21 protein-coding genes and 1 pseudogene are annotated in these 24,937 nt (G+C 73.3%); 14 read left to right on the forward strand and 8 right to left on the reverse strand.

The genetic code is table 11. The features are described 5' to 3' along the window. Positions 1-8 precede the first annotated feature (8 nt). Genes ACYVDA_RS05240 through ACYVDA_RS05255 form a run of 4 tightly spaced genes read right to left on the reverse strand, consistent with a single transcriptional unit; the run spans position 9 to position 4,097 of the window. Entirely contained in the window at positions 9-833 is an 825-nt protein-coding gene (locus tag ACYVDA_RS05240; RefSeq protein ID WP_460815665.1) for a glycosyltransferase family 2 protein, read from the reverse strand. Further along, positions 830-1,840, reverse strand: a complete 1,011-nt coding sequence (locus tag ACYVDA_RS05245; protein WP_460815667.1) for a hypothetical protein — start codon at positions 1,838-1,840, stop codon at positions 830-832. The genes ACYVDA_RS05240 and ACYVDA_RS05245 overlap by 4 nt, the downstream gene beginning before the upstream one ends. Continuing rightward, the gene (locus tag ACYVDA_RS05250; protein WP_460815670.1) at positions 1,837-2,952 is read right to left on the reverse strand and encodes a glycosyltransferase; all 1,116 of its coding nucleotides are present in this window, start codon (positions 2,950-2,952) and stop codon (positions 1,837-1,839) included. The genes ACYVDA_RS05245 and ACYVDA_RS05250 overlap by 4 nt, the downstream gene beginning before the upstream one ends. Next, positions 2,949-4,097 carry a glycosyltransferase gene (locus ACYVDA_RS05255; RefSeq protein ID WP_460815672.1) on the reverse strand — a complete coding sequence of 383 codons (1,149 nt, stop codon included), beginning with the start codon at positions 4,095-4,097 and terminating at the stop codon, positions 2,949-2,951. Before ACYVDA_RS05255 ends, ACYVDA_RS05250 begins: the two co-directional genes overlap by 4 nt. A 97-nt stretch (positions 4,098-4,194) precedes the next feature. On the opposite strand from ACYVDA_RS05255, the gene ACYVDA_RS05260 reads away from it, so the two are divergent. Continuing rightward, positions 4,195-4,998: a dienelactone hydrolase family protein gene (locus ACYVDA_RS05260; RefSeq protein ID WP_460815675.1), complete on the forward strand. Its 804-nt coding sequence runs from the start codon at positions 4,195-4,197 to the stop codon at positions 4,996-4,998. Between the two features lie 21 nt (positions 4,999-5,019). On the opposite strand, the gene ACYVDA_RS05265 is transcribed toward ACYVDA_RS05260, so the two are convergent. After that, a complete protein-coding gene (locus ACYVDA_RS05265; protein ID WP_460815677.1) occupies positions 5,020-5,898 on the reverse strand; it encodes a crotonase/enoyl-CoA hydratase family protein in 879 nt (292 codons plus the stop codon). Continuing rightward, complete coding sequence (locus ACYVDA_RS05270) at positions 5,898-7,145, reverse strand: LCP family protein (protein ID WP_460815679.1); 1,248 nt, start codon at positions 7,143-7,145, stop codon at positions 5,898-5,900. Before ACYVDA_RS05270 ends, ACYVDA_RS05265 begins: the two co-directional genes overlap by 1 nt. A gap of 108 nt (positions 7,146-7,253) precedes the next feature. Here ACYVDA_RS05270 and ACYVDA_RS05275 point away from each other — a divergent pair, with 108 nt between their 5' ends. From ACYVDA_RS05275 to ACYVDA_RS05305, 7 genes and pseudogenes are all read left to right on the forward strand, one after another. Next, positions 7,254-8,723 carry an LCP family protein gene (locus ACYVDA_RS05275; RefSeq protein WP_460815682.1) on the forward strand — a complete coding sequence of 490 codons (1,470 nt, stop codon included), beginning with the start codon at positions 7,254-7,256 and terminating at the stop codon, positions 8,721-8,723. Positions 8,724-8,746: 23 nt separating this feature from the next. Next, positions 8,747-10,621, forward strand: a complete 1,875-nt coding sequence (locus ACYVDA_RS05280) for a glycosyltransferase (RefSeq protein WP_460815685.1) — start codon at positions 8,747-8,749, stop codon at positions 10,619-10,621. Between the two features lie 56 nt (positions 10,622-10,677). Next, entirely contained in the window at positions 10,678-11,862 is a 1,185-nt protein-coding gene (gene glf / locus ACYVDA_RS05285) for a UDP-galactopyranose mutase (protein ID WP_460815687.1), read from the forward strand. Continuing rightward, positions 11,855-13,867 (forward strand): glycosyltransferase, encoded by a 2,013-nt coding sequence (locus ACYVDA_RS05290; protein ID WP_460815690.1) that lies wholly within the window; start codon positions 11,855-11,857, stop codon positions 13,865-13,867. Before glf ends, ACYVDA_RS05290 begins: the two co-directional genes overlap by 8 nt. A gap of 5 nt (positions 13,868-13,872) precedes the next feature. Next, on the forward strand, positions 13,873-14,883 hold the full coding sequence (locus tag ACYVDA_RS05295) for an ABC transporter permease (RefSeq protein ID WP_460815692.1): 1,011 nt from the start codon (positions 13,873-13,875) through the stop codon (positions 14,881-14,883). After that, positions 14,883-15,677, forward strand: coding sequence for an ABC transporter ATP-binding protein (locus tag ACYVDA_RS05300; RefSeq protein WP_460815694.1), 795 nt, complete (start codon positions 14,883-14,885; stop codon positions 15,675-15,677). The genes ACYVDA_RS05295 and ACYVDA_RS05300 overlap by 1 nt, the downstream gene beginning before the upstream one ends. Positions 15,678-16,831: 1,154 nt before the next feature. Beyond that, a pseudogene (locus tag ACYVDA_RS05305) lies at positions 16,832-18,178 on the forward strand (FG-GAP-like repeat-containing protein); the annotation flags it as partial. A 701-nt stretch (positions 18,179-18,879) separates the two neighbouring features. Here the strand turns inward: ACYVDA_RS05305 and cofD are convergent. Then, positions 18,880-19,641 carry a 2-phospho-L-lactate transferase gene (gene cofD, locus ACYVDA_RS05310; protein ID WP_460815697.1) on the reverse strand — a complete coding sequence of 254 codons (762 nt, stop codon included), beginning with the start codon at positions 19,639-19,641 and terminating at the stop codon, positions 18,880-18,882. A gap of 143 nt (positions 19,642-19,784) precedes the next feature. Between cofD and ACYVDA_RS05315 the strand changes: the two genes are divergently transcribed. Then, on the forward strand, positions 19,785-20,042 hold the full coding sequence (locus ACYVDA_RS05315; RefSeq protein WP_460816119.1) for a WhiB family transcriptional regulator: 258 nt from the start codon (positions 19,785-19,787) through the stop codon (positions 20,040-20,042). A 29-nt stretch (positions 20,043-20,071) separates the two neighbouring features. Here the strand turns inward: ACYVDA_RS05315 and ACYVDA_RS05320 are convergent, their stop codons facing one another. Further along, the gene (locus tag ACYVDA_RS05320) at positions 20,072-20,581 is read right to left on the reverse strand and encodes a metallopeptidase family protein (protein ID WP_460815700.1); all 510 of its coding nucleotides are present in this window, start codon (positions 20,579-20,581) and stop codon (positions 20,072-20,074) included. Positions 20,582-20,631: 50 nt separating this feature from the next. On the opposite strand from ACYVDA_RS05320, the gene ACYVDA_RS05325 reads away from it, so the two are divergent. From ACYVDA_RS05325 to ACYVDA_RS05345, 5 genes are all read left to right on the forward strand, one after another. Then, the gene (locus ACYVDA_RS05325; protein WP_460815702.1) at positions 20,632-21,147 is read left to right on the forward strand and encodes a DUF3499 domain-containing protein; all 516 of its coding nucleotides are present in this window, start codon (positions 20,632-20,634) and stop codon (positions 21,145-21,147) included. A gap of 69 nt (positions 21,148-21,216) precedes the next feature. Further along, on the forward strand, positions 21,217-22,593 hold the full coding sequence (locus ACYVDA_RS05330) for a phosphomannomutase/phosphoglucomutase (protein ID WP_460815704.1): 1,377 nt from the start codon (positions 21,217-21,219) through the stop codon (positions 22,591-22,593). Then, the gene (locus ACYVDA_RS05335; RefSeq protein ID WP_460815706.1) at positions 22,590-22,760 is read left to right on the forward strand and encodes a Trm112 family protein; all 171 of its coding nucleotides are present in this window, start codon (positions 22,590-22,592) and stop codon (positions 22,758-22,760) included. The genes ACYVDA_RS05330 and ACYVDA_RS05335 overlap by 4 nt, the downstream gene beginning before the upstream one ends. A 7-nt stretch (positions 22,761-22,767) precedes the next feature. Beyond that, entirely contained in the window at positions 22,768-23,808 is a 1,041-nt protein-coding gene (locus ACYVDA_RS05340; RefSeq protein ID WP_460815709.1) for a phosphoheptose isomerase family protein, read from the forward strand. Between the two features lie 50 nt (positions 23,809-23,858). Then, complete coding sequence (locus ACYVDA_RS05345) at positions 23,859-24,833, forward strand: cation diffusion facilitator family transporter (RefSeq protein ID WP_460815713.1); 975 nt, start codon at positions 23,859-23,861, stop codon at positions 24,831-24,833. The last annotated feature ends 104 nt before the right edge of the window (positions 24,834-24,937 follow it).

The following is a 24,937-nucleotide window of genomic DNA, read 5'->3' on the forward strand; positions in this document are numbered from 1 at the left end:
CGGGCCGGTCAAGTGCCGGTCGAGATCCACCCGTCCCCGACCCGCCGCACCAGCCCGCGCTCCTCGAAGGCCTCGAGCCAGCCGAGCATCGGCCAGCGCCCCCAGCGGGAGGCGAACAGCGCGCCGTTGCGCAGCACGTCGTCGAGGTGCTGCACCGGGGGCGAGGTGGTCGGGTGGTGCTGGTGGTAGGCGCGGGCCGACCCCACCCAGCCCAGGTCGACCCCCGCGGCCACGCACGCCTGCGCGAAGTCGGTGTCCTCGCCGCCGTAGCCGGAGTAGCCCTCGTGGAAGCCGCCCGTCCGCTCCCACGCGCGGCGGTGCAGCGCGAAGGACAGCGACCAGAACAGGTCGGGCTCGGCGCCGGTGAGCAGCTCGCCGGGAGCCGGGGCCGGCCGGGCGGGGTGGGGTGCGTCGAGGAGCTCGGGCCGCGCCAGTGCGGCCTCGTCGAGGCCGGCGGGCAGGTAGGTCACCGGGCCCGACCAGACGGTGTCGTCGTGCGCGCCGGCCGTGTCGGCGTACGCCGTGACCAGGTCGCGCCCGGCCAGGCAGTCCACGTCGAGGAACACCAGCACCTCGCACCCCAGGTCGAGCGCGGCGCGGGCGCCGGCGTTGCGTGCGGCCGCGAGCGGCAGCCGCGCCGGGTCGGCCGGGAGGGGCACCACGTGGGCGCCGGGGGGAGCGGGCAGGTCGGGGTCGTCCATGGCCACGACGACCACCTCGTCGGGCACGCGTGACCCCCGCGCCAGCGACTCCTGCTGCCGCCGCAGGTGGGTGTGCCGGCCGTGGGCGATGGTCACGGTCGCGACCGCGGGGCGCGTACGCCGGGTGCTCACCGCAGCGCCTCCTCGACCACGGCCGCGAACCGCTCGGCCCCGCGCCCGTCGGACCACCGCGACCAGTCGTCACCCTCCAGCTGGCGAGCGCGCTCGAGCAGGTGGCTCCAGCCGTCCTCGGGCAGCCGGTCCACGACGACGGCCGGCAGCCCGGCGGCGGCGAGCACGCCGGCCGTGGTGGCCTGCTCGGCGTGCGGCCGGTCGGCGGCGACGACGACGGCAGGTGTCCGGCAGGAGGCGATCTCGGCCAGGGAGTTCTGACCGGCGTTGGCCACGACGACGTCGCTGTCGCGCAGGACCGCGACCGGGTCCTCGACCCAGCCGCCACCGCCGCCGAGCTCGGTCCACGCCCACTCCGGGGCGAGCCGGGCCAGCGCGTCCCCGGTCAGGTCGGTCAGGGCCCCGCCGCCGCGGCCCTGGAGGACCGCCACGCGGGGCCGGCCGGGTCGCCGGGCGGGACGAGGGTCCAGGACGGGCACCCGGGACACCGCGCCGACGGCGTGCACGCGGGCCGCGACGTCCGCGGGCAGGCCCGGCAGCATCCCGGGCAGCCCCTCGGGCCAGCACGCCACCACCGCGGTGGACAGGCGCAGGCCCAGCAGGTGGGCGGGGTCGGTGCGCTCACCGGGCAGGACCACGGAGACGACCGGCACCCCGTGCAGCCGCACCAGCGCGGCGGCCTCGACCGAGACGTCGACGACGACCAGGTCGGGGCGCGTGGTCACGAGCCAGGCCGACAGCGCGGCCGCGCGGTCGGCGATGCCCGGGTCGCCCAGGGGCACCCAGTGGAGCGCGCCCCCCGCGGTCGGGTCCACGGGCCGGTCCGGACCGCCGGCGGCGGCGTCGTCGGGGGGCAGCTGCTGCCACGGGCCCGGCCAGTCCGCCGGGCGGGGGAGCGTCGACAGCCCGGTGACCTCGAGCCCGGAGCGGGCGTGCAGCAGCGCCGCCACCGTCTGCGCGCGGTGCAGGTGACCGCGGCCCTGGTGGTGGACGTACCAGCCGATCACGCGGCGCCCACGCGCTCCGAGGCCATGTCGCGGTAGAGCCACTCGTAGCGCTCGACCATCAGCTCGTGGGAGAAGTGCGACACCGCGCGGTCGCGCACGGCGTCGCGGTCCAGGCGGGCCGCGCGGCGCATGGCCAGGCCGAGCGCGCGGGTGTCGCCCGGGGTGACGAGGACCCCGCTGGCGCCGTCGACGATCTCGCTCAGGGCGCCGTTGTCGTAGCCCGCGACCGGGGTCCCGCAGGCCATCGCCTCGACGGCCACCAGACCGAACGGCTCGTCCCACCGCGGGCTCACCACGGCCACGGCCGCGGAGCGCACGAGGTGGCGCAGCCGTCGGCCCTGGAGGTGCCCGAGGTAGCGGGCGTCGCGCCCGAGCAGGGGAGCCACGGCCGAGCGGAAGTACGCCGGGTCGTGGATCGGCCCGGCCAGGTCGATCGCCATCCCGGCGCGTCGGGCCGCCAGGACCGCCTCGTGCGGGGCCTTCTCGGGGACCACCCGCCCGGTCCACACCGCGCGCCCGGTCGGCGCGGGGCCGCCCGACCTGGCGGTCAGCGGGCGCCACAGCGAGGTGTCCACGCCGTTGGGGAGCGTGACGGCGTCCACGGCGTGCCGCCAGGAGCGGGCCACCGAGTCGCTGACCGCCGCGAAGCGTGCCGTGGGGGCCGCGAAGGCCATCGCCGACTCCAGCCACGGCAGCGGCGGGGTGTGCAGGGTGGTGACCACGGGTGCGGCCAGCAGGTCGCTCATCGCCACCGGGAGGTGGTGGAGGCTGTTGTTGTGGACCACGTCGAAGGGGCCGTGCCGTCCGCGGGCGATGCCGAGCACGAGGTCGAGGTAGGCGTGGTGCTCGGCCATCCACTCCTCGGGCGGGCTGCCGACGTCGGCGCGCGCGGTCGGGCTGGCGCTGAAGGCGGCCACGGGCAGGGCGGTGGCGCCCAGGGCCGGGTCGGAGCCGGCGGCCGCGAACAGGCTCACCCGGTGGCCGCGACGGATCAGGGCCGTGGCGAGGCCGTGGGTGTGGGCCTCCAGGCCGCCCATGAACGGCTCCGCGACGGGGAACCGCGACGACGCGACGAGACAGATCCGCAAGGAGGTCCGCAGGGGGGCGCTCAACGCGCGACCCCGGCGACGCCGGTCACCTGGGCGTAGACCCTGCGGTGGGCCGCGGCGACGTCGGCGCGCTGCGCACGACGCTCGGCCACGGTGAGCGGCGCGGGGCGACCGGCGTCGTGGGCGTCGTGCAGGGCGCTCTCCAGGGAGGCGGCCACGAAGTCGTGCTCGTCGAGCACGAACGGGTGCACCGGGCCCTGGTCGGCGTGGTGCCCGCACGTGGGCGCGAGGACCGCCGTGCCGAGGTCGCGGCACGCCTCCAGCCAGCCCGAGTGGGTGCCCCACCGGTAGGGCAGCACCGAGACGTCGAGCGAGCGCAGGTAGTCCCACAGCTGGGCGTCGGTGAGGAAGTCGTGGACGACCAGCTCGAGGTCACCGGCGTCGTGGGCCTCGTGCAGCGCCCGCGACAGGGGGGCGTCGTGGCGCGCGCCGCCGGGGAGCAGCACGTCGCGGTGCCCGTTGACCTGGAGCACGCCGCCGAGGTCGCGGGTGGTGCGCACGAGCGTCGGCAGCAGCACGGCCGGGTCGGCGTTGGGTCGCAGGCTCTTCACGTGCAGCCCCACCCGGAAGGGGCCCTCGGGCCGCGGCTGGTCGGCGTACCGCTCCATCGTGTCGAGCTCGACGACGTGGGGGTGCGGCACGACCTCGGGCCGCCGGCCGAAGCGACGGTGGGTCTCCTCCGCGGCGCCCGGCGTGAGCGTGAGCACGGCGTCGGCGTGGCGCAGCAGCACCGCGAGCTGGGCGTCGTGCTGCTCCCGGGTCGGGTGGTGGGGGTTGCGCAGGTCGTGGACGGTGTGGACCAGGGCGGCCCCGCGGGCGTGGACGGCGCGGGCCACCTGCTCCAGGCGCCCGGGGGTCCAGGAGTCGAAGCCGAACTGCACGTGCATCACGTCGAAGTCGTGCGCCTCGACCCAGCCGGGGTCGAGCATGGCCGGGGGCCACCACCGGTCCTCCGCGGTCCGACCGGGGTCCTCGGGGTGGGGGTCGGGCAGGCGCACGACGCGGTGGGCGTCGACCGGCTGCTCGTCGGCGACGTGACGGACGTAGACGTGGGAGGACGGCACCGAGGCCACGACGGTGGTGACCGTCGAGGTGGTCCGCGGCGCGGCTCCGGGGTCGCGGGTGGCGACCGGGGACGAGAACTCCATCTGCGTGCAGTACCCGGCCTGCTCGGTCGCAACCGACCCCTGGGGGTGAACCGGGGGTGACGTGGGCGACCTACGCCGACCTCCTACGGTGGGCAGCATGACCGACACCGAGACCGCCGAGACCCCCGCGACGCCCCAGACGACCCCGACGATCGAGACGATCGAGGTCGCCGTGGCCGGCAACACCGCCGAGGCCTACGTCGCCCGCCCGTCCTCGGCGACCGGCGACCAGCACCCCGGTGTGCTGTTCTTCATGGACGCCATCGGCCTGCGCCCCCAGATCGCGACGATGGTCCAGCGGATCGCCGACTGGGGCTACGTCGTGCTGGCCCCCAACGTCTTCCACCGCGACGGTCGGGCCGCCGACGTCGCCCCGCAGGCCGACCTCACCCGGCCCGGGGAGCGGGAGAAGTTCTTCGCCGAGGCGATGCCGCGCGTGGGTCACCTGACCTCGGACCTCGCCGAGGACGACATCCCGCGCTACCTGGAGGCCCTGCGGGGCCTGGAGGGCGTGTCCGCGGGCCCGGTCGGGACGACCGGCTACTGCATGGGCGCCCGCCTGGCGATCCGCGCCGCCAACCTCGACCCGCAGGTGGCCGCGGTGGGCGGCTTCCACGGCGGCGGCCTGGCCACCGACGAGCCCGACAGCCCCCACCGCGGACTCGGCTCGGCGCGGGCGGAGTTCGTCCTCGGCCACGCCGACCGCGACCGGTCGATGCCGCCCGAGGCGGTCGCCGAGCTGGGACGCACGCTGGCCGAGCACGGCCTGACCGCGTCCAACGAGGTCTACCCCGGCGCCGTGCACGGCTACACGATGGCCGACACCTCGATGTACGACGAGGCGGCCGCCGAGCGCCACTTCACCGAGCTCGAGGCGCTGTACGCCCGCACGCTGCGCTGAGCACCGGGACCTGCCCGGGTCTCACCAGAGGTCGGGCAGGTCCCGCGCGCTCGAGGTGAACTCCGGGTCGCGCTTGCCCAGGAAGGCCGCCACGCCCTCCTTGCCGTCGCCGGTGCTGGCGTGCCACATCGCGAGGCTGTCGGCGCGGTGCGCCTCGAGCGGGTGGTCGGCCCCGCTGCCGTGCAGGAGCAGGCGCTTGGCCAGGCCCAGCGCGGCCGGCGAGCGCCCGACCACGAACGAGCGGGCCAGCTCGAGCGCGGCCGGCACCAGGTCGTCGGGCTCGTGGACCGAGCGGAGCAGCCGGCCCTCGAGCGCCTGCTCGGCGGTGAGCACGTCGGCGGCGTACACCCACTCCAGGGCCTGCTGCAGGCCCACCAGACGCGGCAGGAACCAGCTCGACGCGGCCTCGGGGACGATCCCGAGGCGGCCGAAGACGAAGCCGATCCGGGCCCTGGTCGAGGCCATCCGGATGTCCATCGCCAGCGTCATCGTGGCGCCGATGCCGACGGCCGCGCCGTTGATCGCGGCGATCACCGGCTTGGGCAGGTCGTGGATCGCGAGCGTGACCTTGCCGCCGGTGTCGCGCACGCCGCTGTGGAACGGCTCCTCGGTGAGGTGCTCGCGCAGGTCGGCCGGCGTGGGGGTGACCGACTCGTCGAGGCCGAAGACGTTGCCCTCGGCCGAGAGGTCCATCCCGGCGCAGAACGCCCGGCCGGAGCCGGTCACGACCACCGCGCGCACGGCGTCGTCCTCGGCCGCGGCGCGGAAGAACGCCTCGAGCTCGCGCGCCATCGTGACGGTGAAGGAGTTCAGGGCGTCGGGACGGTCCAGGGTCAGCAGCGCGACCCCGTCCTGGTCCACGTCGACCGAGAGGGTCTCGTACGTCGTGTCGCTGATCACTAGTTGGTCACTCCAGGCAGTCCGGTGGGGGTGCACAGGCGCTTGGGGATGTCGCCGGTGCGGTCGGTCTTGACGTACTTCAGCAGCTCCAGGGCGCGGGTGCGGTCCCAGTGGATGACCTGGTCGGCGATGGGCATGCCGCAGGTCAGCCCGCTGGTGCCGTTGACGCGGGTCATCGCCAGGCCGAACTTCGCGAGCGTGACCGGGCCGGTGCCCTGGCTGACCACGATCGAGGAGGTGGCGGCGTCGTTGACGGCCCAGTAGCGGAACGGGTTGACGAAGGTCCAGGGCGACTTGACCTCGGCCCCGATCGCGCTGACGACCTCGCGCTGGTGGCGGGCGCGGTCGAGGTCGCCGTACCGGCTGACGTGGCGCGAGCGGGAGTAGCCCAGCGCGGTGACCCCGTCGACCTGCTGGCACCCCTTGCGGATGCGCAGGTTGGCGCGCGGGTCGACCATCCGCTGGGTCGGGCAGATCGTGATGCCGCCGACCGCGTCGACGGCGTTGACGAAGCCGCCGAAGCCGATCTCGACGTAGTCGTCGATGCGCACGCCGGTGCTCTGCTCCAGCGTCCGCACGAGCAGCTTGGGGCCGCCGTAGGCGAACGCGGAGTTGATCTTGCCGGTGCCGTGCCCGGGGATGGGGACCAGGGAGTCCCGGGGGATGGAGAGCAGCATGCTCGGGCCGTTGCCGGTGTGCAGCAGGATGATCGAGTCGGTGCGCTGACCGACGTCGCCGACGCCGCCGGTGCCGAGCCGCTTGTTCTCCGCGGCGCTGAGGCCCTTGCGGCTGTCGGAGCCCACCAGGAGGTACGTCGTCCCGGGCTGCTCGGCGGGTCGGGCGCCCGCCGGGGTGATGTCGACCTTGTCGATCTTGCCCACCGCCCAGACCGGCACCGCGACCAGGTAGGCGATCCAGGCCACGAGCAGGAGCAGCACGAGCCGCAGGACGGGCGGGCGCCGTCGCCGGCGGGTCCGCGAGGAGCCCCGGGGCGGACCAGCAGGCGGTCGCTCCTGCGGCTGCCGGGGGCGCTCGTACGGCGCCGCGGCCGGGCGTGGCTGCTGGTCCGCGGAGGGTCGCTGCATCCGGGGGAGGACCTGGGTGGGCTCGGGGTCGTCGCTGCCGCGACGGTCCGGACCGCCTGAGCCGCCTGAGCCGCCTGTGCCCCCGGGGCCGCCGGGGCCGTAGAGCCACCCGTAGTCGGGTCCCTGGTCCGGGCCGCCGCCGGCACCACCGCGTTCAGGCATGGCGCAGACGGTACAGCGGGCCCCGGCGCGTCGGCGGCGCCTGTGACGCGTGGTGCCGGTGATACTGGGGCCCGCAGTCACCCTCGAGCACCCCTGAGGTCTTCCCCCATGGCGCATGTCCCCCCGGTCGAGCCCCCCCAGCGGACGCTGCGCACCCAGCGCAACCCGGGCTTCGCCCGCGCCGTGACCCTGATGCTGATGACCCTGGTCCTGCCGGGGTCCGCGCAGCTGGCGGCCGGCAGCAAGCGGGTGGGCCGGATCGCCCTGCGGACCTACCTGGGCCTCGTCGCGCTGGTGGTCGCGGTGCTCCTGCTGGGGCTGATGGTCAACTCCTTCGTGTTCTGGCTGCTGACCAAGACCGTGGTGCTGGGCCTGGTCCGGTTCGTGCTGATGGCCCTGGCGGTCGGTTGGGCCTACCTGTTCGTGGACGCCTGGCGCCTGGGCGACCCCCTGCGGCTGCGCCAGAAGCAGCGGCTGGCCGTGGTCGGCATCAACGGGGTGCTGTGCTTCAGCGTCGCGGGCTCCCTGCTCTTCGCCTCCCACGTGGTCGGGGTCCAGAAGGACTTCATGAGCGCGATGTTCGCCGACGGGGCCGCCAGCGGTGCCACCCACGGGCGCTACAACGTCCTGCTGCTGGGCGGTGACTCCGGGGCCGACCGGTGGGGTCTGCGCCCCGACAGCCTCTCGGTGGCCAGCATCGACGCCGACACCGGTCAGACCGTGCTCTTCGGGCTGCCGCGCAACATGCTGAACTTCCCCTTCCCCAAGGGCTCGATCATGGGGGAGCAGTTCCCCGACGGCTACGACTGCGGCGGCGCGTGCGAGCTGAACTCGCTGGCCACCTGGGCCGGGGACCACAAGCCGCTCTTCAAGGGCGTCGCCAACCCCGCGGTCGAGGCCACCAAGGAGGGCGTCGAGGGCGTCACCGGGCTGAAGATCAACTACTACGCCATGGTGAACCTCCAGGGCTTCCAGAACCTCGTCGACGCCGTCGGCGGCGTCGAGCTCAACGTCCGCGACCGGATCCCGATCGGCGGCATCGGGGCCCCGATCTCCGGCTACGTCGAGCCCGGCAAGCGCCGTCTCAACGGCTTCCAGACGCTGTGGTTCGCCCGGTCCCGCGTCGCCGCCGACGACTACTCCCGGATGGCGCGGCAGAAGTGCGTCATGAACGCGATGCTGCACCAGCTCAGCCCCCAGACGGTCGTGCTGAAGTTCGAGGACATCGCCAAGGCGAGTGAGTCCCTGATCTCCACCGACCTCCCGCGCGGCGAGGTCGACCGCTTCATGGAGCTGGCCCTGAAGTCGCGGCAGCACCCGGTCCGCACGGTGTCCTTCGTCCCGCCGATGGTCGACACCAGCCACCCCGACATCGCCAAGATCCACGCGACGGTCCAGCGGGCCATCAGCCGCTCGGGGGGCGCCGGCAAGCCGCGTCCCACGGCGACCGCCGGCGGCACCACGCCGGCCCCTGCTCCCAAGGCGACCACCACGACCACCATGACCGGCGGCTCCCTGGGCAACATGCGCGACGGGTACGCCGCCAACCAGTCCGACGACCTCTCCTCCTCCTGCTGATCCCGGCACGTAGGGTGCCCGACGTGTCAGAACCGACCGGGCCGAGCGCGCCCCCGGCGGGCCCCGCGGACCGCGGGGCCCGGGTCGTCGCGGTCGTGGTGACCTGGAACCGACGGGTGCTGCTCCAGGAGTCACTGGCCGCGCTGGCGGCCCAGGACCACCCCCCGGTCGCCGTGGTGGTGGTCGACAACGCCTCCGACGACGGCACGGACCAGGTGCTGGCGGCGCTGACGGCCCCGAGCGACCCGTCCGGCCCGTCCGGTGCCGGCGCTGGCGGGAACCTCGACGTGGTCACCCTGACCCGCAACACCGGCGGGGCCGGCGGGTTCGCCGTCGGGGTCGAGCAGGCCCTGACCCACGACCCGGACCTGGTCTGGCTGCTCGACGACGACACCGTCCCCACGCCCACGGCCCTCTCGGCCCTGGTCGCGGCCTGGACCGAGCACGATCCCGGGGGCCGGCGGCCCGCGGTGCTGGCCAGCCGGGTGGTGTGGACCGACGGGCGCGACCACCCGATGAACACCCCGCGCCCCAAGCCCGGGGCGACGCGGGCCGAGCGGCGCGCGGCCGCCCGGGTCGGGGCGGTGCCGATCCGCTCGGCCAGCTTCGTCTCGATCGTGTGCGACGCCGCCACGGTGCGGGCCCGCGGTCTGCCGCTGGCGGACTACTTCTTGTGGAACGACGACTTCGAGTACACCACCCGCCTGCTGCGGGGTCGGGCCGGTCTCCACGTGCCGGCGAGCGTGGTGGTCCACAAGACCCGCGTCTTCGGCTCCACCGACGCCGACCCGGGGGAGCGGTTCTACTACGAGGTGCGCAACAAGGTCTGGCTGTTCACCCGGTCCCACGGCCTGCGCGCGGACGAGAAGGTGCTCTACGGCGGCGCGACGCTGCGGCGCTGGGTCCGCACCTGGGCCGGGTCCGCGGACCGCCCCACCCTGCGCCGCGGGTTGGTCACCGGGCTGCGCGACGGCGCCCGTCGGCCCCCGCGCCCCAACGCCACCGTGCTCCAGGAGGCGGGGTGGTCGCCGCGCACCGGCCGCGACCGCCGACTGCCCGCGGGCCAGCCGTTCTCGCTGCTGGTCAGCACCTGGGCGGGCGACTCGCCGCACCACCTGTGCGACGCGTTCCGCTCCACCGTGCACGACCAGACCCGCCGGCCCGCCCAGGTGGTACTGGTGCAGGACGGGCCCGTCCCGGTCGAGCTGGCCGAGGAGATCGCCGGCCTGGTCCGCGAGAGCCCCGTCCCGGTCACCCACGTCGAGATGCCCGCCAACGTGGGCCTGGGGCCGGCGCTGGACGCCGGCCTGGCCGCGTGCGAGCACGAGGTGGTGGCCCGGATGGACGCCGACGACCTCAGCGTCCCCGACCGGTTCGAGCGGCAGCTGCCGTTCATCGAGGCCGGCGCCGACATCGTGGGGTCCGGGCTGTGGGAGTTCGGGGAGTCCGTCGAGGACGTCGTGGGCCGTCGTACGCCGCCGACCGACCCCGACGAGATCCGCCGCGTGATCCGCTTCCGCGACCCCTTCAACCACCCCACCGTGGTCTACCGGCGCAGTGCCGTCCTGGCCGCCGGCGGCTACACGGACATGGCCCTGATGGAGGACTACCTGCTGTTCACGCGGATGGTCGCCGGGGGAGCGGTGCCGGCGAACATCGCCGAGCCGCTGGTCCACTACCGGGTCGGCGAGGGCGCCTACGCCCGTCGCGGCGGGCTCGCCCTGCTGCGCTCGGAGCTCGCGCTCCAGGGCCGGTTCCGCCGCCTGGGCCTGACCACCCGGCGCCAGTACGCGCGCAACGTCGCCGTCCGCGGGGGCTACCGGCTGGTGCCCGTGGGCGTGAGAAAGGTCGCCTACCGGCGCCTGTTGGCGAACCGATCCGGCGCGGCTCGCGGTTAGGATCGGTCGGGGCCGGAGTGGCCCTGCCCTGTCTCCTGCCCGGAAATGAGTCCTCGTTGAACGACGCGAACGCACCCGACCTGGTGATCGTGGGGTCCGGCTTCTTCGGGCTCACCCTGGCCGAGCGCGCCGCCACCGAGCTGGGCCTCCGGGTCCTGGTCCTCGAGCGGCGTGACCACCTCGGTGGCAACGCCTACTCCGAGTTCGACGAGGAGACCGGGATCGAGGTGCACAAGTACGGCACCCACCTGTTCCACACCTCCAACACCCGCGTGTGGGAGTACGTCAACCGGTTCACCGCGTTCACGAACTACCAGCACCGCGTGTTCGCCAAGTACCAGGGGCAGGTCTACTCCTTCCCGATGAACCTCGGGCTGATCAACCAGTTCTTCGGCCGCAGCCACACCCCCGACGAGGCCCGCGCCCTGATCGCGGAGCAGGCCAGCGAGATCGACACCGCCGAGGCGCGCAACCTCGAGGAGAAGGCGATCAGCCTGATCGGGCGCCCGCTCTACGAGGCGTTCGTCAAGGGCTACACCGCCAAGCAGTGGCAGACCGACCCCACGCAGCTGAGCGCGGACATCATCACCCGGCTGCCGGTCCGCTACACCTTCGACAACCGCTACTTCAACGACACCTACGAGGGCCTGCCCGTCGACGGCTACACCGCCTGGCTGACCCGGATGGCCGACCACCCGGGCATCGAGGTGCGCACGGGCGTGGACTTCCTCGACGTCCGGGACGAGTACGCCGGGAAGGTGCCGGTCGTCTACACCGGCCCGGTCGACGAGTACTTCGGCAACTCCGAGGGGCGCCTGTCGTGGCGCACCATCGACCTGGAGGCCGAGACCCTCGACGTCGACGACTTCCAGGGGACGGGGGTCGTCAACGCCAACGACGAGGACCTCCCCTTCACCCGCACGCTGGAGTTCAAGCACCTGCACCCCGAGCGCACCTACCTGCCGGGCAAGACGATCGTCGTGCACGAGTACTCCCGCTTCGCCGAGGAGGGCGACGAGCCCTACTACCCGGTCAACACCGCCGAGGACCGCGAGAAGCTCAAGCGCTACCGCGAGCTGGCCAAGGCCGAGCCGATGGTGCTCTTCGGCGGCCGCCTGGGCACCTACCAGTACCTCGACATGCACATGGCCATCGGCTCCGCCCTGTCGATGTTCGACAACAAGATCCGGCCCCACTTCGCCGAGGGCGCCGCGCTGACCTCCGGAGGCGTCGATGAGTGAGACCACGCAGATGGACCACCAGGACGCCGCGGTGCACCGGCGCGTCCTCCAGCGGGTGGTCTTCCCGACCTCGCGCGACACCGACGTCCTCCCGCTGTACGTCGACCCGGACCGCCCCCAGCTCGACACCAACACCACCGGTCTGACCGCGAAGCAGAAGAGCCGGATCCCCCCGGCCATGCCCAACGCCGAGGTCCAGCCCGACCCGCATGCCGTGGTCTCGCGTCGCAGCTACCGCGTCGAGGCCAACGACCGGGTCTCCCTCGGCACCTACTTCAACGCCTTCCCGGCCAGCTACTGGCGCCGGTGGACCGTGGTCGAGACCGTGCGCCTCGAGGTCACCGTCACCGGGGCCGGCTCCCGGGTGATCGTCTACCGCTCGATGCCCGACGGCCGCGCCCAGCGGGTGGACGACCAGCAGGTCGACGGCGAGGGCTCCCAGAGCTTCACCTTCGACCTGTCGCTGGCCACCTTCGCCGACGGCGGGTGGTACTGGTTCGACCTGATCGCCGGCGACGGGGGAGTCCTCCTCGACGAGGCCGCCTGGACCAGCGAGGTCCCCGCGGACCGCGTGCAGCCGGGCACGGTCACCATCGGCATCACCACGATGAACCGGCCCGACTTCTGCTCCGAGCTGCTGACCCAGATCGGCGAGGACGCCGACGTGCGCGAGGTCCTCGACGAGGTGGTGCTCGCCGAGCAGGGCACCCAGAAGGTCGCGGACGACCCGGGCTTCCCGGCCGCGCTGGAGGCGCTGGGCGAGCGCCTGCGGATCATCGAGCAGGGCAACCTCGGCGGGTCCGGCGGCTACGCCCGCGCCCAGCTGGAGACGCTGCGGGCCGACCGGTCGACGTACATGATGTGCATGGACGACGACGTGGTCTGCGAGCCCGAGAGCATCGTGCGCGCGGTCACGTTCGGCGACCTGTGCCGCCGGCCCACGATCGTGGGCGGCCACATGTTCAGCCTCTACGCCAAGTCGCGGCTGCACAGCTTCGGCGAGATCGTGCAGCGCTACCGCTTCTGGTGGCAGTCGCCGCAGTCGGTCAACAACGACTGGGACTTCGGCGAGCGCAACCTGCGCTCCAGCCGCTGGCTGCACCGCCGCATCGACGTGGACTTCAACGGCTGGTTCATGTGCCTGATCCCGACCCGGGTGCTGCGCGACATCGGCCTGAGCCTGCCGCTGTTCATCAAGTGGGACGACTCGGAGTACGGCCTGCGCGCCCAGGCGGCCGGCTACCCGACCGTCACCCTGCCCGGTGCGGCCGTGTGGCACGTGCCGTGGACCGACAAGAACGACGCGGTCGACTGGCAGTCCTACTTCCACCAGCGCAACCGGTTCGTCGCGGCGCTCCTGCACTCGCCGTACGAGCACGGTGGGCGGATGGTGCTGGAGAGCTTCAACCACCAGGTCAAGCACCTGTTCGCGATGGAGTACTCCACCGCGGAGCTGCGCCACCAGGCGCTCGAGGACGTCCTGGCGGGGCCGCAGCAGCTCCACGAGGAGCTCGGCACGAAGCTGCCGCAGCTGCGCGCCCTGCGCGTGCAGCACGTCGACGCGCAGACCTCCGCCGACCCCGAGGCGTTCCCCCCGGCCCGCCTGGCCAAGCCGCCCAAGAAGGGCCAGGACCCGACGGAGGCCAAGGGCAAGGTCGGCTTCATCGCGGCGGCCCTGTCCAGCGGCGTGCGTCAGCTGCTGCCCAAGCGGCCGCTGGCCGACGAGTTCCCCGAGGCCCGCCTGGCCGCCCTGGACGCGCCCTGGTGGATCGTGTCGCAGTTCGACTCGGCCGTGGTCTCCATGCCCGACGGTGGCAGCGCGGCCTGGCGCCACCGCGACCCCGAGCAGTTCCGGAACCTGATGAGGCGCACGGTCGAGATGCACCAACGGCTGCACCGCGAGTGGCCGCGACTGGCCCAGCAGTACCGTGAGCAGCTGGGGGACATCACCTCGCCACAGGTGTGGGAGAAGACCTTCGAGGCCTCAGCACGGGAGCAGCAGTGAAAGCCATGAAGCGCGAGACCGTCCAGGTGCCCAGCCGGGCCAAGCCCGCCCCGGCCGACCCGCGCAAGCGCGCGCGGCGGCTGCTGGCCAACCACGCCGACTCGATGCCGGTCGTCGAGGCCAGCGGCGAGCGTCAGCAGCGCGACGTCCAGGCCGAGCTGATCGACCCGGCGCCGGTCGGCGGCCTGATGGAGGTCTTCCAGCAGCGCTACGTCCTCAAGCTGCTCGTGCAGCGCCAGCTCGCGGCCATGTACGCCGCCTCGGTGCTGGGGCTGCTGTGGTCCTACGTCCAGCCCGCGATGCGCTTCGGCGTCTACTACATCGTGATGGGTGTGATCATCAACCTGCACCGGGGGACGCCGTACTTCGCGCTCCACCTGTTCGCGGGCATGGTCGCCGTGCACTACTTCGGGGAGACCTGGAACGGCGGCACGCGCTCGATCTGGAACAACAAGGGCCTGGTCCAGAAGATGCGGATGCCGCGCGAGCTGTTCCCGGTCTCCGCGGCCGTCGTGGCGGCGTACCACACCATCCCGCAGGTGCTGGTGCTGCTGATCTGCTGCCTGTTCGTCGGGTGGCACCTGACCTTCTCCGCGGTGGCCGCCGGCGCGCTCGGCGTCGCGATCCTGGTGACGTTCTCGATGGCGCTGGCGCTGTTCTTCTCCGCCATCAACGTCTTCTACCGCGACTTCCAGAACATCGTGGCCACGATCTTGACCTTCATGCACTTCCTGGTCCCGATGATGTACCCGTTCGAGAAGGTGTGGGAGCTGGGCCTGAACCACCCGTGGGTCTACCAGGTCTACATGGCCAACCCGGTCACCCAGGCGGTGATCCTGCTCCAGCGGATGTTCTGGTACCCCCTGATCGAGGACAAGTCCACGATCACCGGTCGCAGCTTCCCGCCCGACCTCTACGAGCGCGGCCTGATCACCTTCGTGGTGTGCGCGCTGCTGCTGTGGCTCTCGCAGCGCTTCTTCACCAAGGCCGAGGCGAAGTTCCCGGAGCGGCTCTGATGACGGTCTCCATCCAGGTCGACCACGTGACCAAGACGTTCACCATGCAGTACAACCGCACCCTGAAGCAGATCGCCGTCGCGGCGGCCCGCCGTTTGCCCAACAGCGAGACCTTCCAGGCCGTCAACGACGTGTCCTTCGAGGTCGAGCAGGGGGAGTCGGTGGGCCTGATGGGGCTCAACGGCTCCGGCAAGAGCACGCTGCTCAAGGTGATCAACGGCGTCATGCGCCCCGACTCCGGCCAGGTCCGCACCCGCGGTCGCGTCGCCGGCCTGATCGCCACCGGCGCCGGCTTCCACCCGCAGATGACCGGTCGGGAGAACCTCTACCTCAACGCCGCGATCCTCGGCATGAGCGAGAACGAGACCAACGGCAAGTTCGAGGAGATCGTGGAGTTCGCCGGCATCGGCAAGTTCCTCGACATCCCGGTCTCGCACTACTCCTCGGGGATGTACGCCCGGCTCGGCTTCTCGATCGCCGTGCACGTCGACGCCGACGTGTTCCTGGCCGACGAGGTGCTGGCGGTGGGGGACCGGCCGTTCAAGAAGAAGTGCATGGCCAAGATGCAGGAGATCCGGGCCCAGGGCACCACGATCTTCTACGTCAGCCACGCCACGGCCTCGGTCAAGGCGATGTGCGACCGGGTCCTGGTGCTCGAGTCCGGCCACCTCAACTACGACTCCAAGATGGTCGAGGGCGGCAGCGTCGACGGCGGCATCCGCTACCTGCAGTACGACGACGACGAGGGCACCGACGAGGCCACGGCCGACGAGGAGATCGGCGCCGACGTCTAGGGCTCCGACCTGCAGCATTGCGTGAATTCACGTAAACGACACCGGTGGAATTCGAAAGAATGACACCGGTGTCGTTTATCAATTACAGGTTTGTAATTCGGTCATTTCGCTGGACGGGGCATATGTAACTGGTGTGAAACTTGGTACTCGTGTGAATTACTTCCCGCCTCACTCGGAGTGCCTTGATGCGTTTCAGCCGTGCCCGCTACGTCACCCTGTGCCAGCAGTCGCTGGTCACGGGTGCCGTTCTCGTCGTGGGCATCTCCGCCGCCGGCGTGAAGACCCTGGACATCGTCCCGACCCCCGGCGTCGACACCAGCGCCACCGGTGTGACCGGTGCGCTCGGAGCCCGCTCGCCCCAGTCCGGCCAGGCGCCGCTCGGGGCGGCCCCGGTGCCCGCCGCGCCGACGTCGACCGCCCCGACGCCCTCCGCCCCGGCGCCCGCGAGCACCGGCCCCGCGGCCCGGGTCGACGTCGCCCCCGTGACCCCGAAGGTGCGCGAGGTCTCCGTCGCGCCGCTCCCGGCCGCCCGGCGTACGCCGTCACCCAGCGCCCGGTCGCACCCGGCCCCGTCGAGCCGCACCGCCCCGCACACCCTGGTGGCCCGCTCGGCACCCCAGCGCGTGACCGGCTACGCCACCGTCGGCGTCACCTGGAAGCAGAGCGCGGAGGCCTACCCGGGCCAGTCGCTGCTGGTCCAGGTCCGGACCCGGCAGGACCACACCGCCTGGTCGGGGTGGAGCACCCTGTCCCACGACGAGGAGGACGGCCCCGACGCCGGCTCGGCCGACCTGGGGCCGCACTCGCGTCCCGGCACCGACGCGCTGGTCGTCGGCTCCGTCGACCAGGTGCAGATGCGCGCCGAGACCACCGACGGGAGCATCCCGCCCGACCTGAAGCTCGCCGTCATCGACCCGGGCACGGGCCGCACGCGAGCCGCCGCCCCGACCCAGCCCGGATCGACTCAGCCCGGATCTGCGCAGGACGGCTCGGCCCCGACCGGCGCCGGCACCAGCCAGCCCTCGAGCCAGCCCGGGTCACCGTCCGCCACCCCCTCGGCCGCGCAGCCGGCCGCCTCGGGTGACACCGCCGCCCCCGCCGCCGACACGGTGGCGCTCAGCGCGGTGACCCGGGCCGCTCGACGCGCGGTCCCGATGCCGCGGATCTACACCCGCGCGGAGTGGGGCGCCAACGAGAGCCTGCGCGACCAGTCGAGCCCGGGCTACGGCACCGTCGAGGCCGGCTTCATCCACCACACGGTCAACGCCAACAACTACACCGCCGACCAGGTGCCCGCCCTGCTGCGCGGCATCTACGCGTACCACACCCAGTCGCGCGGCTGGCGCGACATCGGCTACAACTACCTCGTCGACCGCTTCGGCCGGATCTGGGAGGGTCGCTGGGGCGGGATCACCAAGGCCGTCATCGGGGCGCACACCCTGGGCTACAACGAGGTCTCCTTCGCGATGTCGGCCATCGGCAACTACGACATCACCGCGCCCTCGCAGGCGGTCCTGGACGCCTACGCCCGGCTCTACGCCTGGAAGCTGTCGCTCTACGGCATCCGCGCCGACGCCACGCACCTGTGGGTCAAGGACCGCTACCTCAACGCCATCAACGGCCACCGCGACGTCGGCCAGACCGCGTGCCCGGGCCAGTACCTCTACGCCAAGATCCCCTACATCCGGACCCTGGCGCAGAAGTACCAGGACGGCGCGCCGGTGACCTCGGTCCCCACCCCGACCCCGACTCCCACCCCGACCCCGACGCCCGCCCCCACCGCGACGTCGCCCATGACCTCGCCCACGCAGAAGCCGATCGCCTGGTCGGCGCAGAGCACGGGCATCGCCTTCCCCAAGGTCAGCAGCCTCACCGGCACCACCCACCCCGACCTGGTGCTGCAGCGCACCTCTGACGGGCTGGTCCGGGTCGTGCCGATGGGCGGACAGGTCGGTTACACCGCTCCGGTGACGACCCCGGCGCACTGGTCGACGATGAACCTGGTCAGCGCGGTCGGCGACGTCACCGGCGACGGCAGGGGCGACGTGCTCGCCCGGCTGGCCAAGGACGGCAGCACCCGCGTCTACGTCGGCGACGGGCAGGGCCACGTGGCCGTCCCCGGGACCAACGCCACCAGCGCCTTCCGCACGGCCACCGCGGTCGTGGCGGCCGGCGACTGGAACCGCGACGGTCGCGCCGACGTGCTGATGAGCGACACCGCCGGGAAGCTGTGGCTGGTCCCGGGCAAGGGGGCCGGGCTGTTCGGCACGCCCCGGCTGCTCAGCTCGCGCTGGAGCGGTGTCCGCTCGACGGCGGTGGCCGGTGACCTGACCGGTGACGGTCGCCCCGACGTCGCCGCCCTGGGCCGCGACGGGTGGCTCACGGTCTACCCCTCGACCAGCACCGGTGCGCTCGGCGCCGGCACCCGGGTCCGCGACATGGGCCCGAAGGTGGCCTCGATCGCCGGCGGTGCCGGTGACCTGACCGGCGACGGCACCGGCGACCTGGTGATCCGTTCCACCAGCGGCGACAGCGCGATCCTCAGCGGTGCCGGCGGGGGCCGGTTCGGCGACGTCCTGGGCTGGTTCCAGGGCACGGTGGGCCTCACCTCCCTGACGGCCGCCCCGGTGGCCGGGTCCGCCCAGGCCGACCTCGTGGGGGTCGCCGCCGGCGGTGACGACCTCGTGGTGCTGCCGCACAACGGCCTGCGCAACCTGCTTCCCGCACGGGCGAGCACCCTCAAGGTGCCGGGTGCCACCCAGGTGATGGGCGTGGGCGACTGGAACGGCGACGGCAACGGCGACCTGATCACCCGGGAGGCCTCCGGCGGCACCCTGGTGTTCCGGGCCGGTCGCGGCGACGGCTCCTTCGCGGCGCCGGTGACGATGGCCACCGGCTGGAAGACCTTCACCTACCTGGCCCCGGTCGGGGACGTGACGGGCGACCGACGCCCCGACCTGGCCGGGCGGACCGCCACGGGCGCGATGCGGGTGTTCCCCGGCAACGGGGCCCACGGGTTCCTGGCCCCCCGATCGGTCCCGGCGTCGCTGCGGACGTTCAACCAGATCGGCTCCGGCAGCTGGTCCCCGGCCTCCGCCGAGGAAGTTGCCCCAGTGGGGACCCGAGGACGGGGGAGCGTCCTTGTAGGGGATCTTGGTGCCGGGGTTGAGGTGCTGGTTGTTGCCGGTGGCCTTCTCCTTCTTCACCGGCTCGCACTTCGCCGCGGAGGCGGAGACGCCGAGCGAGGCCAGGCTGGCGCCCTCGGCCTTGGCGTCGGCGGTGCGGGCGGCACCAGGACCAGGTCGGTCTCGGTCAGCGCCTCGACGACGCCCGGACCCGGGGTGGCCTCGTCCAGGCCGATCACCACCACGCCGTGGGCGGGGACCTCGGCGCGGTGACGCACCCAGTACTCCTGGAAGTGCACCGCGCGCCGCTCCCCGTCGTGGGGGTCGTCGATGACGACGTGGGTCTCGACGCGGTCGTCGGTCATCGGCAGCAGCGTGACGCCCGGCTCCCAGCGCCGGCACAGGGCCGCGGTCACGGCGCTGAGCGGGTAGCCGGCGTCGAGCATCTGCGTGCGCACCAGGTGGGTGGCGATGTCGCGGTCACCCAGGCCGAACCACGTCGGCTCCACGCCGTACGCCGCGAGCTCCTCGCCCGCGTGCCAGGTCTCGTCCCGGCGACCCCAGCCGCGCTCGGGGTCGATGCCGTCGCCGAGGGTGTACATGACCGTGTCCAGGTCGGGGCAGACCTTGAGGCCGTGCACCCACAGGTCGTCCGCGGTGTTGGCCACGACGGTGACCTCGGTGTCGGATCCGGTGCGGCGCACGAGCTCCAGGACACCCCGCAGGAAGCGGGCGCCGCCGACGCCGCCCGAGAGGACCGTCACACGGGCGGGGAGGTGGGTGCGGGACAGCGGCCCGGGGACTCGCGCCGTCATCTGCGCAAACGCATCGTTCGACATGGGCGCCAGTGTCCACCAGGTCCGGCCAATACCACCGTTCGGCTTGACGGGAGCGGTACGACAGGCATGTAATCACACCAGTGTGATGAGCAACTCGGTCCGTCAGGATCGCAGGGTCGAAGAGGGGCAACCACGTGCGCGAACTGTACTTACTCGATGACATCGGGACCATCGACGGGGAGGGTCCGGGGTGGCAGGAGCGCGGACTCTGCGCCCAGACCGACCCGGAGGCGTTCTTCCCCGAGAAGGGCGGCTCGACCAGGGAGGCGAAGAAGGTCTGCCTCACCTGCGACGTGCGCCAGGACTGCCTGGAGTACGCCCTCGAGAACGACGAGCGCTTCGGGATCTGGGGCGGGCTGTCGGAGCGGGAGCGTCGCAAGCTCAAGAAGCGCGCCGTCTGACCGACCGCCGGTGAGCAGGTCCGCCTCGGCTACTCCTCGTAGTCTGGGTGGACGTCCTCGGCGGGCACGCCGAGGAACTCCGCGAGCTGCTCGACCACCACGGTGAGGACCAGCGCCTCGAGGTCGAGCGTGGTCTCCGCGCGGTGCTCGATCGGACGGCGGTAGAGCACCAGCCGCGCCGGCGTCGTCGCCGTGCCGGCCACCAGGGCGGCGAGCGGGACGCACGGTGACAGCCACGTCTGCGGCAGCACCGGGATGTCCTCCACGGCGAGCTCGAGGTCGGCCAGCTCGTCGGGCCAGTGCGGCTCGATGTCGGCCAGCACCTCCAGCGCCACCCGGTCGAACCGCTCGCGCCGCGAGAGGTGGGCCGGGACCCGGCCGTGCGGACCGTCGGGTCCGAAGGCCGGCCCCCGCATGCCGCGACCGCGTCGGTCGCGGTCGACGCCCCGGCGACGCCCGGGTGCCGCCTCGTGCCGGGTCTCCGGACGGTCGGCGGACGCGGTGGTGAGCAGCGGGTGGTCCTCGGGTCGCTCGTTCACGACCGCGAGCCTACGGTCCGCGAGCCCGGGAGAGCTGTAGCGTCGCGGCCGTGGGTCTCCTCCGTCGTTGTTCGCGCACCGCGTGCGGTCGTCCTGCGACGACGACCCTCACCTACGTCTACGCCGACCAGACGGCCGTGGTCGGCCCGCTCGCGTCGTACGCCGAGCCGCACGCCTACGACCTGTGCGACCTGCACAGCGAGCGCCTCTCCGCCCCGCGCGGCTGGGAGGTCCTCCGGCTCGCCGCCGACCGGGACCCCGGCCCCACCTCCGACGACCTGCTCGCGCTGGCCGACGCGGTGCGCGAGGCCGCCCAACCCCGACCGGACCAGCCCCGGACGGACCAGCCCCGGACGGCGCAGCCCGAGGGACGCGGTCCCGCCCGTCAGCCGGTCGGTCAGGCCGGTGCCTCGGCCGCGGGTCCGGCGCGACGCTCGCCCCGTCCGGCGTACGACGACCCGCCGGGCCTGATCGACCGCTCGGACGCGTCCGAGGAGGCGCCCGCCACCGCCTCCGGCGAGGGAGTCCGGCGCGGCCATCTCAGGTCCCTGCGCAGCCTGGACTGACTCCGGACCGACTCGGGACTGACTCCGGGCCCACCGGGTGGGCCGCCGGATCCCGCTAGGGTCCTGTCCATGTCCGACCAGTCGACCACCGACGCCGCCAGCCTCTCCGCGACCTTCAAGGCCTACGACGTCCGCGGCACCGTCCCGGACCAGGTGGACGAGGTGCTCGCCCGCGCCGTGGGCAACGCCTTCGTCCAGGTCACCGGGGCCGCCGACGTCGTGGTGGGCCACGACATGCGGCCGTCCTCGCCCGGCATGGCGCGCGCGTTCGCCGAGGGTGCGGCCACCGCCGGCGCCGGCGTGACGCTGATCGGCCTGGCCAGCACCGACCAGCTCTACTTCGCCTCGGGCCACCTGGGCCGACCGGGCGCGATGTTCACCGCCAGCCACAACCCGGCGCAGTACAACGGGATCAAGATGTGCCGTGCCCAGGCCGCGCCGGTCGGGATGGAGACCGGCCTGGCCGAGATCCGCGACCTGGTGGCGGCGGGCACGGTGCACACCGCGCCGACCCCCGGCGAGATCGTGGAGCGCGACGTGCTCGCCGACTACGCCGCCCACCTGCTCGGCCTCGCGCCCGTGCAGGGGCGCCGGCTCAAGGTCGTCGTCGACGCCGGCAACGGCATGGCCGGGCACACCGCCCCCACCGTCCTGGGCCAGGTCGCGGTCGACGTGGACGCGATGTACTTCGAGCTCGACGGCACCTTCCCCAACCACGAGGCCAACCCGATCGAGCCGGCCAACCTGGTCGACCTCCAGGCCCGCGTGCGTGAGGTCGGGGCCGACATCGGACTGGCCTTCGACGGCGACGCCGACCGCTGCTTCCTGGTGGACGAGCGCGGCGAGCTGGTCAGCCCCAGCACGCTGACCGGCCTGATCGCCGCGCGCGAGCTGGCCAAGGAGCCGGGCGCGGTGATCATCCACAACCTGATCACCTCGCGCGGCGTCCCCGAGATCGTGCGTGAGCTGGGCGGTGAGCCGGTGCGCACGCGGGTCGGGCACTCCTTCATCAAGGCCCGGATGGCCGAGACCGGCGCGATCTTCGGTGGCGAGCACTCGGGCCACTTCTACTTCCGCGACTTCTGGCGCGCCGACTCCGGGATGCTGGCCGCGCTGCACGCCCTGGCCGCGCTGGCCGAGTCCGACCAGCCGCTCTCGCAGGTGCTGGCGCCGTACGCCCGCCACGTCGCGAGCGGGGAGATCAACTCCGAGGTCGCCGACCAGGCGGCGATCGTCGCCGAGCTCGAGCAGGACTGGGGGAGCCGCCCCGGGGTCGAGGTCGACCACCTCGACGGCCTGACGGTGAGCCACGAGGACTGGTGGTTCAATGTCCGGGCGTCGAACACCGAGCCCCTGCTGCGCCTGAACGCCGAGGGACGCGACGACGCGACCATGACCCAGGTGCGTGACGACGTGCTCGCCGTGATCCGAAGGAGCGACCGATGAACCTCGACAGCAACCTGCTCGACGTGGTCGTGTGCCCCGCGTGCCGCTCGTCCCTGGCCGTGGACGAGGCGGCCAGCGAGCTGGTCTGCGCCGGGTGCGGTCTGGCCTACCCCGTGCGCGACGACATCCCGGTCCTGCTGGTCACCGAGGCCCGCAAGCCGGCCTGAGCCCACCATGACGTTCGACGACGGTCTGCTCGACGACCCGGTCGCGCTCGAGCGCGCCGACGCGCTGCTGCGCCCCATCGCCGAGAGCGGTGCCCGCGTGCGCCGCGAGGCCTCGGCCGCGGCCGAGGCGGTCGCCGAGGCCAGCACCCGGCTCGCCGACCAGCCCCGCGCCGTCGTGGCGGCCGGTCCCGACTCGCGCCTGCTGCGCGCCGTGCTGGAGCCGGTGTGCCCGGTGCCGTTCGTGGCCTGGCCCGGCGCCGGCCTCCCCGGCTGGGCCGGCAGCCTGGACCTCGTGGTCGTGCTCGCGCCCCAGGGCGACGACGTCGCGACCGCGGCCGCCGTGGCCGAGGCCGTGCGCCGCGGGTGCCAGCTGGTGGTCGCGGCCCCCGAGCACTCCCTGGTCGCCGAGCACGCCGCCGGCCGCTACACCACGCTGCTCCCGACCCAGACCGGCGACCAGCTCGCCGTCGCCGTGAGCGTGCTGGACCTGCTCGACCGGGCGCACCTGGGGCCGGCGACCGATCCCGCCGCCGTCGCCGACGCGCTCGACGAGGTCGCCGTGGCCTGCAGCCCGCACCGCGACATCGCGGTCAACCCGGCCAAGATCCTGGCCATCGGCATCGGCGAGGACAACCCGGTCCTGTGGGGCGGCACCGTCCTCGCCGCCCGCGCCGGTCGCCGGGTCGCGGAGTACCTCCGCCGCGTCACCGGGCGCACCGCCCTGGCCGCCGACGCCGAGCACCTGCTGCCGGTGCTGGAGGCCACCGCGCCGGCCGACGTGTTCGCCGACCCCTTCGCCGACCCGTACGCCGACGGCGCGACCGCCGAGCGCCGTCCGGTGCTGGTCCTGCTCGACGACGGGGCCGACGAGCCGGCCGCGCAGCACACCCGGGCCCGGCTCGTCGAGGCGGCGGAGTCCCGCGGCGTCAGGGTCGAGAGGGTCTCGTGCGCCACCGGCGCGGCCGACGGCGACGTCGCCCGCTACGCCGCGCTGCTCGCGACCGGGACCTACGCCGCGGCGTACCTCCGGGTGGGCCTGGACGGCTGACCCCTCCGGGCCGGTCGTGACCGGCGCCGGGTGCCGATAGCCTGCGCCGCATGGCTCACGAAGGTGGCACCAAGGCGGTCCTGGCCGCGTTGCTGGCCAACACCGGCATCGCGGCGACCAAGTTCCTCGCGTTCGCACTCACCCAGTCGTCCTCGATGCTGGCCGAGGCCATCCACTCGGTGGCGGACTCGGGCAACCAGCTCCTGCTGCTGCTGGGGGGACGCAAGGCGCGCAAGGGGGCGACGCCGGAGCACCCCTTCGGCTACGGCCGCGAGCGCTACATCTACGGCTTCATCGTCAGCATCGTGCTGTTCAGCGTCGGTGGCCTGTTCGCGCTCTACGAGGCGTACCACAAGTTCCACGAGGTGCAGCTGCACCCGGGTGACCTGGGCGAGCTCGACGGCCGCTGGTGGTGGGTGCCGCTGGTGGTGCTCGGCGCGGCCATCGTGATGGAGGGGTTCAGCTTCCGCACCGCCGTCCGCGAGGCCGGCAAGGAGCGCGGCCAGCTCTCCCTGGTCAGCTACGTGCGGCGGGCCAAGGCCCCGGAGCTGCCCGTGATCCTGCTCGAGGACTTCGCGGCCCTGACCGGCCTGGCCTTCGCGCTGCTCGGCGTCGGCCTGACTCTGATCACCGAGAACCCGTACTTCGACGTGGCCGGCACGGCGCTGATCGGCCTGCTGCTGGTGGCCGTCGCGGTGGTGCTCGCCCTGGAGACCAAGAGCCTGCTGCTGGGCGAGGCCGCGACCCCCGAGGCGCAGCGCCGGGTCCACGACGCGCTCGTGGGCACCGACGGCATCGACGGGGTCATCCACATGAAGACCATGCACCTGGGGCCGGAGGAGCTGCTCGTGGCGGCGAAGATCGCGGTCACCGCCACCGACTCGGCCGCCGACGTCGCCCGGGCCATCGACGCCGCCGAGGAGGCGGTCCGGGCCGCGGAGCCCTCGGCGCGCGTGATCTACCTCGAGCCCGACCTGCAGCGCGGTCCCACGCCCGTCGGACCCGCCACGACGCCTGCGACGTGAACTTCCGGGGCACACCACCTAGACTGGGGGGTGCGCCTTTCGCACGAGATCGTGGTCAGACGCCGCGCTGTCCACCCGCGCGCCCACGAACCCGCTCGTCACTC

This window comes from Nocardioides korecus (genome assembly GCF_054778395.1).